This window comes from Candidatus Saccharimonas aalborgensis (genome assembly GCF_000392435.1).
Lineage (GTDB): Bacteria > Patescibacteriota > Saccharimonadia > Saccharimonadales > Saccharimonadaceae > Saccharimonas > Saccharimonas aalborgensis.
Map to the genome: position 1 here is coordinate 295,907 of NC_021219.1, position 14,518 is coordinate 310,424.

At 44.6% G+C, this 14,518-nt stretch carries 12 protein-coding genes, 2 tRNA genes and 1 pseudogene; 8 read left to right on the plus strand and 7 right to left on the minus strand.

The window, feature by feature from the left end; all coding sequences use genetic code 11:
* Positions 1 to 233: 233 nt before the first annotated feature.
* A tRNA-Lys gene (locus L336_RS01495) sits at positions 234 to 310 on the minus strand.
* 288 nt (positions 311 to 598) lie between these two features.
* On the opposite strand from L336_RS01495, the gene L336_RS01500 reads away from it, so the two are divergent.
* Entirely contained in the window at positions 599 to 1,957 is a 1,359-nt protein-coding gene (locus tag L336_RS01500) for a hypothetical protein (RefSeq protein ID WP_015641447.1), read from the plus strand.
* A 543-nt stretch (positions 1,958 to 2,500) separates the two neighbouring features.
* On the opposite strand, the gene L336_RS01505 is transcribed toward L336_RS01500, so the two are convergent.
* Genes L336_RS01505 through L336_RS01515 form a run of 3 tightly spaced genes read right to left on the minus strand, consistent with a single transcriptional unit; the run spans position 2,501 to position 4,958 of the window.
* Complete coding sequence (locus L336_RS01505) at positions 2,501 to 3,274, minus strand: hypothetical protein (protein WP_015641448.1); 774 nt, start codon at positions 3,272 to 3,274, stop codon at positions 2,501 to 2,503.
* Positions 3,275 to 3,291: 17 nt separating this feature from the next.
* Positions 3,292 to 3,945: a hypothetical protein gene (locus L336_RS01510; RefSeq protein WP_015641449.1), complete on the minus strand. Its 654-nt coding sequence runs from the start codon at positions 3,943 to 3,945 to the stop codon at positions 3,292 to 3,294.
* A gap of 5 nt (positions 3,946 to 3,950) precedes the next feature.
* Complete coding sequence (locus tag L336_RS01515) at positions 3,951 to 4,958, minus strand: hypothetical protein (protein WP_041191169.1); 1,008 nt, start codon at positions 4,956 to 4,958, stop codon at positions 3,951 to 3,953.
* Positions 4,959 to 5,903: 945 nt separating this feature from the next.
* On the opposite strand from L336_RS01515, the pseudogene L336_RS06030 reads away from it, so the two are divergent.
* Positions 5,904 to 6,707: pseudogene (locus L336_RS06030) on the plus strand (recombinase family protein); the annotation flags it as partial.
* A 732-nt stretch (positions 6,708 to 7,439) separates the two neighbouring features.
* Here the strand turns inward: L336_RS06030 and L336_RS01520 are convergent.
* Positions 7,440 to 7,516 (minus strand) — tRNA-Arg (locus L336_RS01520).
* 50 nt (positions 7,517 to 7,566) lie between these two features.
* Between L336_RS01520 and murB the strand changes: the two genes are divergently transcribed.
* The 6 genes from murB (at position 7,567) to L336_RS05540 (ending at position 11,426) form a co-directional block, all read left to right on the plus strand.
* Positions 7,567 to 8,586, plus strand: a complete 1,020-nt coding sequence (gene murB, locus L336_RS01525) for a UDP-N-acetylmuramate dehydrogenase (RefSeq protein ID WP_015641453.1) — start codon at positions 7,567 to 7,569, stop codon at positions 8,584 to 8,586.
* A 41-nt stretch (positions 8,587 to 8,627) separates the two neighbouring features.
* On the plus strand, positions 8,628 to 9,176 hold the full coding sequence (locus L336_RS01530; protein WP_160142755.1) for a type II secretion system protein: 549 nt from the start codon (positions 8,628 to 8,630) through the stop codon (positions 9,174 to 9,176).
* Positions 9,173 to 9,553, plus strand: a complete 381-nt coding sequence (locus tag L336_RS01535) for a type IV pilus modification PilV family protein (RefSeq protein WP_015641455.1) — start codon at positions 9,173 to 9,175, stop codon at positions 9,551 to 9,553. The genes L336_RS01530 and L336_RS01535 overlap by 4 nt, the downstream gene beginning before the upstream one ends.
* Complete coding sequence (locus L336_RS01540; protein ID WP_015641456.1) at positions 9,531 to 10,298, plus strand: PulJ/GspJ family protein; 768 nt, start codon at positions 9,531 to 9,533, stop codon at positions 10,296 to 10,298. Before L336_RS01535 ends, L336_RS01540 begins: the two co-directional genes overlap by 23 nt.
* A 78-nt stretch (positions 10,299 to 10,376) precedes the next feature.
* The gene (locus tag L336_RS05535) at positions 10,377 to 10,841 is read left to right on the plus strand and encodes a prepilin-type N-terminal cleavage/methylation domain-containing protein (protein WP_015641457.1); all 465 of its coding nucleotides are present in this window, start codon (positions 10,377 to 10,379) and stop codon (positions 10,839 to 10,841) included.
* A 99-nt stretch (positions 10,842 to 10,940) separates the two neighbouring features.
* Positions 10,941 to 11,426 carry a type IV pilin protein gene (locus L336_RS05540; RefSeq protein WP_015641458.1) on the plus strand — a complete coding sequence of 162 codons (486 nt, stop codon included), beginning with the start codon at positions 10,941 to 10,943 and terminating at the stop codon, positions 11,424 to 11,426.
* Here L336_RS05540 and L336_RS01555 read toward each other — a convergent pair.
* On the minus strand, positions 11,413 to 13,119 hold the full coding sequence (locus L336_RS01555) for a GDSL-type esterase/lipase family protein (RefSeq protein WP_015641459.1): 1,707 nt from the start codon (positions 13,117 to 13,119) through the stop codon (positions 11,413 to 11,415). The two genes, L336_RS05540 and L336_RS01555, sit on opposite strands and share 14 nt — an antisense overlap.
* Before the next feature lie 18 nt (positions 13,120 to 13,137).
* Complete coding sequence (locus L336_RS01560; RefSeq protein WP_015641460.1) at positions 13,138 to 14,394, minus strand: SGNH/GDSL hydrolase family protein; 1,257 nt, start codon at positions 14,392 to 14,394, stop codon at positions 13,138 to 13,140.
* Positions 14,395 to 14,518 lie beyond the last annotated feature (124 nt).

Below are 14,518 nucleotides of genomic sequence, written 5' to 3' on the forward strand. Positions count from 1 at the left end.
ACTCTATAGAAAAACCACCCCATAGCGGGTGGATTTTCTATAGAGGGCCAGGAGAGACTTGGCCACGTTCCGCGGCCCCGAAACTTCACCTATGAAAGCATAGCTTTCAAGGGAAGGTTTCCTTGCGAACTGCCGACTGGCAGTTCTCACTCTCTCCACCCCACGGGTGTGGAGAATTCAAGCCGCCCAAACTCCAAGTAAATTCACCGACCACAGGGATCGGTGAATTTACTTGGAGGGCCAGGAGAGACTTGAACTCTCGACACCCTGCTTAAGAGGCAGGTGCTCTAACCAGCTGAGCTACTGGCCCATAATATTAATTATACCGAAATGTGCGATGAACGATATAGCAAGCGGAGCTTGCAAGAGGCAGGGTCACATTCTGCGACCCCCGAACTTCGCGATTGACAGCGTAGCTGTCATCGGAAGGTTCGTTTCCGAACTGCCACTGGCAGTTCTCACTCTAACCAGCTGAGCTACTGGCCCATACCTCGGAAAAGTATAGCAAACAGAGGCCAATTTGTAAATATTACCTCTCGCCTTGTATCCAAAGATGCTCAGGGTTATACTCTATACATAGCTAGTGAGGAGAGTAGCCATGTTAAAAAAACTTTTACTGTTCGTTGCAATTATTATTGGTTCGTTTGTTCAAAGCTCTCCTTCACAAGCCCTCTCGCTCATTAACGGTCAAACGCATTTCTACACTGTCCAGTTCCGTAGCGATAGCCGTGCGATTGTGTATGCAAAGTTCGTGTTCCAAAATAGTAGTATGACCGTCAGTCGCGATACCTACACATTCACCTTGCCTGACGGCATATCAGTAGAAAACCTCACTACAGACCAAATCCTTGTCAAGTCGAACCCGGTTGTTGTTCGTTGCATCAAGGAGCCGTGTCCCGAATCTCTTCCTGCGGATGACACATACAGTGACAATACGGACTTCCTGAGTTCATCATCCGCAAATTATTACGATTACTACTCCCCAAGTTACCGCTACACATCTGCCTACACTTACCAACCACTTAGCTACGATACGTCCGGTACAACCTATACACTAAAACTCGCTCATCCCATCAAACCCGGCAAACAGGGAGCAATTCTGGTCACATTCACAACCGATAGCTATGCCAAAAGCATGTTTGGCCGTTTCTCGTACACCTTCAAAACTCTCAAAACTGATGAGTTGATCGATAACGCTAATGTTGCGATCGTGTTTGACCAAGAGCTCTACTCCAGAGATGTTACCCAAAAACGGACGACAGATTCCTCAAGCACACCCACAATCAACAGCGGAGCCTCGACGTCCTCTACGGGTAAATCACTCGACTCTCTCATCGGTACGATTGGACGGGGCGGAGCCTACACTAGGGTACAGAGCAGACTGTTACCAGGTGACATTATGTCTGTTTCGGGGGTATACGCTACAACTCCATTTATGCTCTATTTCACTGAGATTATCGTCTGGTGTCTCGTGCTAATTGCCGTCATTGCTGCTGCATGGGTTGGTCGACAGATGTGGCATTTACGTCACCCCAAGTCTGTCAGTTCCGACCATACTCATGATACTCAGCATGCAGCAGTATCGGCTTCTTCACCGCAGCGACACCTCACAAGCCTGCATCTTTTGGCTGTTTCTGCAGCCAGCGCAGCAGGCTCCATCATTACCGTCATTATCATTATCGGTCTGGCATCACTCCACGGAAATAGTTGGTCGTGGAGCATAGGTGAGCAAATTGTCTTGACGCTGTATAGCCTATCTGCATTCTTTATGACAATGTTTGCATTCCCCTATAGCTACCTGTCGAGGATAAATAGACAGCAGCTATTTAGCTGGTTCATCATTCATTTTGTTGTTATCACGATACTCACACTCTGCGCCATGCTCATCCTAAGTGCGATCAATCAACATTCGGCGCCTATTCCTGCCATTGGCACAATCGACGATCGTGTTTACTAAAAAACTCCCTTGCTGAGGGAGCACCCGGAAGGATATCGCTGCGCTCCTTCGCTCAAAAGGGACACGTGCGAGCACGAGTTTCTTTTTTCGCTACGCCGAACCTTGACGGTTCTCGCATTCTTGCAGAATGCTACCAAGAGAATAGACCCATCGTTGATGAGTCTATTCTCTTGGTACACCACTGATAAGAAAGTTTACACACAACTCAAGCAAGAAGGTAGACGCTGGCGAGAGATATTAGACCCTATGTACAGAGAGTATAAATTACAGATACACAGTCGTGATTAGTATATTCCCAGCCTGAATGTACACCTAGTAATAGAAGTATAAGTAAGTGTCTAAGTTTTTAGATGTTTGTTTGTGTTTCTATTGTTTGTTGCATACGTGGGGTGGCGTAGGGGCAGCCAAGCCTAGCAGTGCAAGTCCTGTTTATGGGCTACTACTGTATGCCATAAGCATAACATAAGCAAAAAACTAAAACTCAATACTTCTACCCCTGTAAATCGGCGGATTCCTAGCGGTTTTGGGTATCTACGTGCATATTCATTTGACGGTGTTAGCTTTCAGTGCCGTAACAATACCCTGAGTTTCTATAGCCTGATTGAGATTGGTTATAACTGAGGTATTCTCCATCAATAATATGAGGTCATTTTTATCCTTACCCATCGTTTCATTCATCAACTTCGAGTATTCCCACAGCAGTGTACCGCCTAGGTTCCCTGAATTGGCATTTGAAAGAGGTAAACTTCCATATTTTCTAGACAGTTCACCTATTAGTCTATTAAGTTCAGTGTATGCTTTTTGCTCAAGTTCTGGGGGATTGCTGTTTTTTGCTATTGTTCGCAATACCTCACTAATAAACTCTCGGCTTTTGCGAGGCTCAACAGATGCGTCTTGAAGCTCTCGCATGAGCATTATAATGCAGAATCCCATGATCCGAACTACAAGGGTGTTCGCTTGAGCCTCTGTTAGATGGTGTTTTTCTTGTAAATCATTAACTATTCTTATTGTTACGCCTTGCAAAATTGTGCCATAAGCATCAGGATTTTTCGTTCTTGCTGTGGTTTTTGTCTGTTCTTTCGTGGGATTAGATTTACTATGCCTAGAGATAGTGCGTTGCTTGGTGCTACTGTGTCGCTCATTTTTTCGTGTCCACGATAAACCAAATCCACGCAGTATGATAACTAATGCACAAGCCTGAATAATGCTAACCATTAGACCACCGCCAATCTGTGAGCGTAGTGATGTTATGGCAACTAATAAGATTATGCCTACAATAATGAGGGGTATGTTCTTAGTTCTGTTCTTGGTCTTCATTTGCTTGCCTTCTCCTACTATGGGTTACAGTTTATTGATGATAGATTCTGGTAATACTGAGTCTGTAGCTGTGCAAGCCTCGCATCGTGAGCAGGCTTGTTTTCGTTAATCATACTCTGGACATAGCCGCTAAATGCTCCGCCGACACCGTTTCCAGCAGCGTAGTTGTTCCAAGCCTCTATCTGGTTATACCAAATAGCATTTTCTGCATTCACCTTTGAATTGTAGAGGCTTGTATATGATGACTTCATAGTCTCGTTACACGTTGGAGCAGTGACGGGGGTCGGGGCTATAGTCGTAGTTGTAGTTTGCTGTGGGGTTGTAGGAGTTTGCGTTGGCTGAGTCGTGGTAGTCTCGGTATTTTGTGTCGTTTTCTTTATTGGATTAGTGGCGACCGGTTCATTAGCTGTCTGCTCTGCTGGCGTTGTGTCTATCTGTTCGCTATCGCTAGACGTAAACGGCTTGCTATCAGTATCACCTGCAACATTGCCACTTTCGCTAGTCGTACTATGAGTTGATGTCTCGTTCTTGTTTGGCGTTGCCACCATTACCGCAACTGTCGCAGTACCTGCAATTATGCCAATAGCAGAAGCTACAATTACTAGCTGTATGACAAGGCTGCTCTCCTTGAAGAATGTAGTGAATCGTCCTAAATGGTGTGTGATTTTCATATTGTTTATCTGCTAACACGCACTAAACGTGTCTCACCATTATAAGTGACTTTTAAATCAATGTTCTTTTCGTCATTTCTAACATCTGCTTTAATCTCGCCCTGTCTGGTTATGCCTTTGTTTATATCACCGCCTAGGTCAGATTGACTGTATGGCTTATAGGCATAATTAAAAGGTGGAACATAGCGGTCGCTTAATAATGAATCATAATCGAAGTGTGTTTCATCCGTCTTAAGTTCTCTCCCGCTATCGGGTAGCAGAGAGATACTAATCTTTGAACTGTCCACATTACTATTAGCGGTCAATTCATAGTTGAGAGTTAATCGTTGATTATTTGCAATGTATTTATTAATAGAGGTGCGTGAATCGTTTCTCCACTCACAATACCGCCTAGTGGGGTGGTCTTTTTCCCACTTTTCTTCATCATGGAACACCCATTTGCCAGTAGCCTCATTGAAATAATCTTCTGGTTGATTGTTATCTTCTGGGTATTTAGAACAATCCTCACTTACGCCCAAGTCTCCGTATCTGCTGACCTTATCTTGTGGAACATTAATCTCTACAGTTTTAAACGAAGGTTCTTTTATAGATAGCGTAAAGTCTGAAAAATTAATTACATCACTAGTGCTATAAATCTTATCGTTTAGATGTTGCTGGTACTTGTTGTAGGTAAAGAATCCGCCAGATACTAGCAGGAGTAGCAGGACTGGTAATACAAGCCATTTAATGGACTTCTTGCCCTTAGACCTAACTACGTTTACTGCAAAAAACGTATAAGCAGATAGTAAGATAATTGAACCCATAATCAGAGACAAGCCAATAGTGCTAGATGGGTCAATGAAGAAAGATGGTATCAGAATACCTAATACAAGAATAGTTAATCCTATAACTACTAGGTGTACGGGTTTGATGCTTAGTTTTTTACTCATTTGTTTTGACTCCTTAAATAAAAAGCGACAACTCGCTAGGTTGTCTAGGCCAAACACAAAGAGCTGAGCTCCTGAGTCTTTCACGAGTTGCCGCATTTATAGCTCAACTACGTGTGAGAACTCACACCATTCTTTGTGTATAACCTAGACAATTACAATTGTACAACATACCCCTCAAAACGCAAAACAGGCGTTCTAAAATAAAAGATGACTATCTACCCATTTCAACAATAAAAACGTCTAATTCGATTCAGGCTCAGGGGTGTTTCTTGCAATGTTGGGTATTCTAGCAGGGTCTATTTACTAGCATGAAAACATTGACAATTCAATACTATTGTTGTCTATACTACAACATATTTTAGCATAAGCCTATTGACTTTTAGCCTCAAGTTTGATATAATACCAGCATAGTAAACGAAGCAATTTCGTAGACCACTCGGTCAAGTTCTATACTCACAATTAGCCCATCTAGGTGAATCACCTCGAATCGGGCATTTTTTATTTTCAGCGAGTTTGCGTCTCGTTTGTGGGATTTGCTATATCAAAATATCTAATAACAACCATAAAGCATGCCTCAATATGCAGGTGTCAATTTGGTGTGGTCGAAAGGAATAAGAATGACCAACCAACAACCAGAAGATGAGCGTATAACACTCACAGAGATGTTAGAGATTATCTTCACAACCATACGGGAATACGAAGGCGAAACTGGTATTTTCCGAAACCATAATAAGAAGCAGTAGCTCGCATGAATGGTGATATAGTGAGCCGTTATTTTGACGGTAATGTGCAGGATTTGAAGAAGTCCAAGCCTAGCCAAGAAGCACTGGAACAAGCTAGGTTTTTTCTCTCACTTTTTAAGCATCAAAAGTTGATTTTACAGGGGTGAAAGAGTACAATTAGAAGTGCTACAATATAATGACATTAGTTGAAGATACAGACGGCGGTTTCTGGTTTCCTGTCATTAGGATGTAGCACTAGGAGCCGCCGTTTGTGTATCTAAAACTAATTACAAGGAGTATTAAAATAATGAAAAACGACAATCAAAAAGTAAAGGCTATAGCACTCTGTCGAGTGTCTACGGTCAAGCAAGGTATTGAGGGGTCAAGCCTTGAAGCACAAGAAACACGAGTTTATGACGCAGCAGCGTATTTTAACGCTGAGATAGTGAAGTTATGGAGCATTAAACAGTCTAGTCGCAAGGGTAAAAACTACCAACGCAAAGACCTTGTAGAGATGCTAGCCTACGCCAGAGCCGACAAGAAAGTACAGTACATTATCGTGGACGAACCAGACCGCTTTATGCGTGATATTGAGATGTATTATCACTGGAAGGTAGAGTTTAGGGAAAAGGCTGGAGCAAAGCTGGTATACGCTAAGAAGCCTCATCTTGCTGACGATACGAGTTTAGTCGGTACGATGGAAGAAATGATTGATGTGTTTCGTGGTGAAGCAGCCAACCTAGAGCGTATTACTAAAACTACTAGCAACATGCAAGCTAGAGTTGCAGCTGGTTATTACCCTAGCAACCCCAAGACTGGCTACATGCGTTCAGAAACACCAGGTCTACATGTACCCAAAGAACCAGAATGGTCAATTTTACGTTCTGGATTCTTACAGGTACTTGAGGGCATACCGATTAAAGATGTAGTGGCTGGTATTAACGCAGCTGGATACAGGCAAAAGACAGGTAAGTTTTTAGATACGCATCGTTTTAAGATTATGCTCAATGACCCGTTCTATGCTGGCATAATTCAAATGTCTAGCTGGACGGTGAATCCTAACGGCTTACATAAGGCTATGATTACACCAGAACAGCACGAGCAGCTAAAGAACATCGTTAAGGGTGTAGTTTATACGCCTCACAAGCAATACAATCCAGAGTTCCCCTTGTCTAAGATAATGACCTGCAAAGAATGTCTAGAAGAAGGTGCTAAGAACCCTAAAATAGTGGGCTATGTGAATAATAACGGCAGAGGCAACTATTACCAGCGATACAGGTGTAGGACTTGCAAGAAGAACTACATACTACGCGATGACTTGCATGACGAGTTGGGCGATATACTAGCAGGCTTACGACTTGCAGAAGATAAGGTCAAAGACTTTTTAGCGGGTTTACGGCATGTCTGGGAGCAGGAGCAAGCTACATCATTCAACACAACTGAAGGTCTAAAAACTCGCCTATCCTCGTTAGAGAATGACAAGAAAACTGTAGTGTTAAAGCAAGCCCGTGGACAACTAGCAGATGACAGAGCTGATATAGCCATAGAAGCATTAGATGAAGATATTGCCACCATAAAACAGCAGATAGAATCTATAGCAACTGTTGAACAGGATTTTGTAGAGTTCGTAGAGTTTGCCCTTAATACAGTAGAGGGTTTTAGAGATAAGTTTTGGCAATTAGACCAAGAACATCAGGTCTGGTGTAAACAATTACTATTTCCTGATGGTTTTTCTGTTTCACGAACCAAAAAAGTTTACACTCCGAGCATTAGTGACTTCTACCTCTGTATAAATACAGAAAAGAGCCACGAAAATGACTCTTTTACTGCTGATTCTTCAATATGGTACACCCGGAAGGATTCGAACCTACGACCCTCTGTTCCGAAGACAGATGCTCTAATCCACTGAGCTACGGGTGCATACACTTGCTTTATTCTACCACAATTCTCTAGTGATATAATCAGACTGTATGGAAATCCACACCAACATTCCGCTCAAAAATTTTGTCACCATGAGACTGGGCGGCAATGCACGTTTTATGACCGACGTGCGGTCAATTGACGAGATTATTGCCATTATCGATAGGGCAGCCGCCCAAAATTTGCCATTTTACATTCTCGGTGGCGGGAGCAATACAATTGTGCATGATGAGGGCTTCGATGGCATCGTCATTCGAAACCGTATCATGGGTCAAGAAATACTCTCGGAGACACCATCTGAGGTCTCTATCAGGGTCGGTGCGGGCGAACAATGGGACGAGTTTGTCAAAAAAACCGTCGACATGCGCCTGACTGGTATTGAAGCTTTGTCGGGTATTCCCGGGACGGTTGGCGCCGCACCGGTGCAAAATATTGGGGCCTACGGCCAAGAGGTCGCCGAGACGATCGTGTCGCTTGATGCCTACGATACGCAATCAAAAACACTCGTCTCGCTCTCAAACGATGATTGCCGTTTTTCGTACCGCAACAGCATCTTTCGCGATACCGAAATGGTTCGCTACATCATCACATTTGTCACTTTCCGTCTCTATAAGAGCGCTCCGCAACCTCCCTTTTATGAGGCTGTTCAACGCTACCTTGATGAACACACCATCACTATCTATACTCCCCAGGTCATTAGAGACGCCGTGCTCGCCATTCGAACGGATAAATTACCTGATCCGAAGCTAAAACCAAATAACGGTTCATTTTTCAAAAATGCTATCATCGAAGACTGGCAGCTCACCGACTTGCGTGAAACGTACCCCGATATCCCTACCTATAATATGCCCGACGGTCGTTACAAGGTGCCGACGGGGTGGCTTATCGAACAGGCCGGCTTTAAAGGAAAATTACTCCACGGTATTCGCGTCCACGACAAAAACGCACTTGTTCTCATCAACGAATCCGCGACGAGTTTTGCGGACCTCGCCAGCGCACGCGACGAAATTGCCGGAAAAATTCGTGATACCTTTCGTATTCTTATCGAGCAAGAACCTCTCGAAATCTAGCCATGCTTGCGTTCACCGCTCAAACCACTTATGCTAGTCATATGGCAGAGCGCCGTGGCTTTACTATTGTGGAATTGGTGATCGTGATGGTTATCATGGCGATCTTATTGACCTTAACTATCAGCGGTGTTACAAGCGGTCAAGTCTCTGCACGTGATTCTGAGCGCAAGGCCGACGCCGAAAATATCGCCCGGGGCCTTGAGCGATATTACAACGAAGTTGCTAAACCCTCTGTTGGGCGTACGGGTCGATATCCTGATCGCGCGACAGCGGTCACCGATATTGTGGCAAATAATGCACTTCCTGATGTACCGAGTACCTCATTCGTTTTCTCTTTTAACCCCTCTGTCACTACCTTTCAAGTAGATCCAGACGCAACCGGTACAACGCCCGCAGAGGACACAGCCGATCTCAGTCGAATCGACACCATGACGACGATTAATTACATTACCTACGTCCCCATTACCTGGTCAACGGCAAACAGTCGCTGGGAAATCTGCGGTTCAGACGAAGAATGTACACGTTTCAATCTCTACTATAGAACCGAAAAAGATGGCGTGCTTCAAAAGATCGTGAGTAAACATCAATGACAAAAAAAAATACTGGGGGCTTTACTGCCATTGAGGCACTTATCACGCTCATGGTTGCTTCTGTATTTCTATTTGCGTTTTATCAACTATACTCAGTCGTTATCAACGATGCGGGAGCTTCTCGCAACCGAGCAAAGGCGAGCAATGCGGCCTATGAGCAGGTACGAAAAGCTGGTTATCAGACCTCTCGACCTTGTGTCGCCGTGGCATCATCAAATGTTAGCATCCCCTCCGACCTTTCACTCCCCGCACCAGCGACAATGACCTCGGCAATTGACTGTCCTTACGGAGCGAGTGGTGTATCGCGTATCACCGTCACAGTAACTTATGGAAGCCCCCAGGAGACAATTAAACATGTCGTATTCAAAAACAGCTAGCCAGCCTGGCTTCACGCTCGTTGAAATGCTCGTTGTTGCTCCGATTGTTATTTTGGTAGTAGGGGGAATTGTCGCACTCCTTATAGCTTTGGTTGGTGATGTATTGATAGCCCGTGAGCGAAACAGTATGGCTTACAATACCCAAGACGCACTCAACCTCATTGAGCAAGATGTTAGATTATCTTCAAATATTCAAGCAACCACCGGCACACTCCCTAGTCCACAAGGCTCCGATAGCAACGTAAGTGGCACGGCAGCGTTTCAGAGCAATTCCGCGCTGATACTTACCCTCTATGCAACAAATCTCAGCCCCACAGATCCAAATCGCCTTATTATAACCCTCAATACACCCTCGGCTTGCGGATCACCCAATGCAACTGCCAATACGCCCTTTACTTACACGGTAGTGTATTTTGTGTACAACAACTCTCTCTGGCGTCGTGTTATTGTGCCAGATTACAATACGAATAGTAGCAATACCATCTGCAACTCACCACCGTGGCAAAAAAACTCATGTCAGCCAGGCTATTCAGCCGCTCGATGTAGCGTAGCCGATTCTAAGATTACTGAAAATGTCAGCTCGATCACATTAAGCTACTACAACGGATCAAGCACTACCGCTAATAGCACCGCTACCTCTGGTACTACTACAGCAACTCGCGTTACAATCAACTCATCCAAGACAGTGGCGGGACAATCAATTAGTCATAGCGTTGTTATGCGGGCGCTACGTATTAATAATTAATGCTTGTGTTTATTTTTTTCTTGTAGTATCATACGTGGTATACAAGATAATTTATTACAAATTAGGGGGCAACTACCAATGACTCAAAACATCAACACTAAGAATCGTGGTTTCACCATCGTCGAGCTTTTGATCGTGATCGTGATTATTGCTATTTTAGCGGCTATTACGATTGTTGCTTACAACGGTATTCAGACTCGAGCAAAAGCTAGCGCCGTACAGGCAACTGTAAATACTGTCATCAAAAAGGCTGAATCAGCAAACGCTGTAGCAAATTCCTACCCACAAAATGCTGCGGGCTTCACAGCACAAAAAGACTCAGACATGACTGGATCTGGAGTAACTTTTGTGACTGCTGCTCCAACTTCCACTACAAATAGCCCAACATCTGTTGTTTATACACCGTGTACGGGTACTGCTGGTACTGGTGCCGTAATCACTTACTGGGACTATAACGCAAATGCAACTGCTACTAAATCAATAGGCCAGCCGACTGCAGCGGGTACTTGTGCAGCCGGTACTGCCTTTGCTCAGGTCTGGTAAAGACAATGTACATTTTGGAAGGACTCATCATTGAGTCCTTCCAACTCCTTTTTTAAAAGACAATGATTCAAGACTAGTACGAAAGGTTGCGGTTAATATATGATCATGAAAAAAAGCTCGGGGTTCACTATCGTCGAGCTTCTTATAGTAATAGTCGTGATTGCTATACTAGCTACAATTACTATAGTTGTCTATGGTAGCGTACAGAACCGAGCAAGATCATCTGCTGGACAATCCCAAGTAAACCATCTTGCAAAAAAGGTAGAATCATTTAACACCGTTAATAATACCTACCCGACCTACTGTCAACTTATCACGAATAGCTTATCGCCTACAGGAGCAGGCTCGGGAGTTGGCGTAGGTACCTGTGCTGCTGGTGGGTCCTCGGCTGGCCTTGAGTCAAAGATTGACACTCCTAATAGTATGAGTTCGACAGACGTCACCTCAACTACCGCAGCAAACGGTAGTGTTGTTACCTACAAGCGCTGTACAACCAATGGCGCAAAGGTTCGTTACTGGGACTATGCAGCTACTACGCCAGCACTTGTAGACAAGAATCTCGGTAATGTTACTACTTGTCCGTAGCAGATAGTCGTTTACCGACATATACGAGTACCGATAAGCCAAATAACAATATAAGAAGTCTCCAAATTCCTTCCCGACTCGTTGAGTCCGGCGTGATACCTATACGGCTGTCCCCGCCATCCCGGACACCAGCAACATGAGATATCGGTAGGTTTCTCGATATAACACCGCTAGCAGTTGTACTACTGTCTTGATCGCTCTCGATAGCCCATTCAGTCCCATGATATTGCTTCATTGGAACAACATTATTGCTCGGCTCGTCATTCCGTGGCAAGGTTGCAAAAACCGATAGATCACATGAGTCATCGATACTATTTCGGTTTACATCCCGACCGCTAGGTGTTGCAAACGCGCATGTATCCTGGGCGTCCAAGATACCATCGTCATCATAATCACCCTCGGGACCTTCGACAAATACCTCATGATACAGATTGTAAACTCTTCCACTGGTAAGCATTCCGTTGAGATGAATCGTATGCCAACCAGCAGCTAGTGAGGGAGATAGGTGGTCAATTTCAAGCCGATAATCTCCATTAGGTTGTTTTGTCATCCTGCCTAGCTCGTACGGCAGGGAGTGGATACTAACTACCGGCGCAGATACCGAGTCGGGGACAAGTTCATTGTATGTTTCAGCGGACAAGACAATGCTTCCTGGCTGATCTTGCTGCAAGCTGTCGTTTACTGTCTGACCACTGGCCGCCACGTGCGTAACACCCAAGCCCTGTCCTATTCGTCCGTACACAACATCTGGTAGGTCGGCGACGCCCGTTATATAATCACCTGCTCGTGGCACGCCCATATCTGGCCCACCTGGGCAAATAACTATCGTATTACACGAGGAGCTATAGAGTAGGTCACTGCCAAGTCCTGCAACCATCTGATCGTACATGAGTTGGTGCCCCTTCGCATTTGGATGGAGGATTTCCTGGAGGCGGTTTGTCAGCGCAGTTGTTGGGCTAACAAAAAACGGCGCAAGTTGTTGGCCCATTCGTTCTGACTCGTACTTGCTCAAAAAACTAAAGTCGGCGGTATTGTGTAATGTACCCAATATCTCACCATACTTCTTTATATTCTCATCTGCGTGTACTTTATCCTTCATATATTCGGTCATGATTCCTTTGATGATGATTGCATTCACTCCATTGACCGCAGTCCCATCTCCACATAACCTGCTTGCCCCTATCGCATTAGATACATCAATATAGGTGATGTTTGCATCATGCGCAGCACTCTTGATCACGGCATTCAAATACATGACGAACTGATTTATTGCGACTCGGTCATCACGCGTCATCGATCCAACAATGAGTTCACTCCCACAACTATCGGCTTGATCATCTATAAAGGTCGGATAGCCGATAGCGTATATCTTTGTACTTGGTGAAGCAGTTTGCAATTGACGATACATCGCCTTTAGACGCGGATAGAGGTTGGATATATCTTTTGCCGTTGCAGCTTTTCCCTCGACTGTTGCTAGATGGCAATCCGCCGTAGCAGTCACGGCTGATAACTGGATACTCTCTAGAATGCATGTCGTGAGTGCCGGAGCAAAACCCGCATCGTTTCCACCGATCGACACCGTTAGTACTGCAGGTTTAACACTATGAACAAAGTTAATCTGCTGAATCCTTCCTGGTGTATATGTGCTGTACGCCGACGCTTGAAGCTGCGTAGCATTTGCTATTCCCTCCAACCTAGGTTTTGGCTTTAATTACCATGCAGCGGCATTGGTGGATTGGCCCATATATTCTAGTAAGACGTCGTTTGATGGATCTTCGGACCAAACATCACGTATGACCGCCCCGGAACATGCAACTGACTGGCTATCTTGGGTATACACGAGTGACATTCCCGCAGCGAGCAGCATAGGATACGAATTTTTGCTGATATGACAGTTTTCTCTGGGGATATTTGCAGAATAATCACCAAATATATTTGTACCTTCGATGTAATTCCCATCATTGAGATCGCCCTCACCGCTTGAGAAAGAATCACCTAATGCAAGGTACTGTAGGACAGGCTGCGGTTGATAGAAAATCTGGTGCCAGACATGGTTGTCATAGTATATTAAAGCTGCTTTGTCCTGGGATAATAAGGGATGATCGTAAATCCTAATACCGCCAGACTGTGGTGAAGCCGGTTCAGAGAAACCATATACGTAGTCTCTTAGATCTCTATAGGGACACGGGGTTACCATTATACCAGGCGAATTTTCTGAAAAATTATAATCTTCTGCCGCCGCTACACATCCCGCATTAGCTTCAAGAACCCAAACAGCCTCAGTCCTACCAACAGCCCCCATCGTATATCCGTCGTTTGAGATAAAACCGTGCATATTTGGGCTTGGATCAGTATGACCAACTGTAAAATCCTTGTGCGCCAGGACAATGCTCGTATTTGTTTCAAGATCATAGCGAACTAATCTATCAGAGTCAAACAGTATCAACCAGCGACCATTGGGGGACACGCCATACCCATATGTCCCGATGATACTTCCATCCTTTTGCTTTAGAGTATCAACTATTCCCAATACCCTATAGGTACGCGTGCTACTTTCATACTCGAGTTGTGACGGGAAATCCATAAAACGATATATGTTATAGCCATAGAATGAGGGTGTCGTAATCGGTACTAATAAATCTTTTGATCTAGACTGGTGAATAATTGCGCTTGGCTTAAAGTTACTCACAGGAGTCAATATACCTTTTGATATATTATCGCCAATAGCGACGGCTATTCCCGACTCACCATATATTATTGGATAGGTACCGTAGGATCTCTCGAAATGAACGTATACATAGCCATTTCCATGATAGACACACATCTCGTGTGGATCACTCTCGGTAGGGTCTGGATACTGTTGATGTGGATCTGTTTCAATAGACCATATTGACTTGATGCACGGCTCTGGCTGCTGCTCGGTCATATACTCGTGAGAAATTTGTGGCGACGTGACCCAGTTTGTCATAACCCTGTTAGCACTTGCGGGAACTTACGAAACAAACAACGCGGCCACACTGACAGCAACCAGCAATAGACCAGAGCCCCGTCTTATTTGACTAGGTTTAGTAAAAACTCTCTTCATAACTACT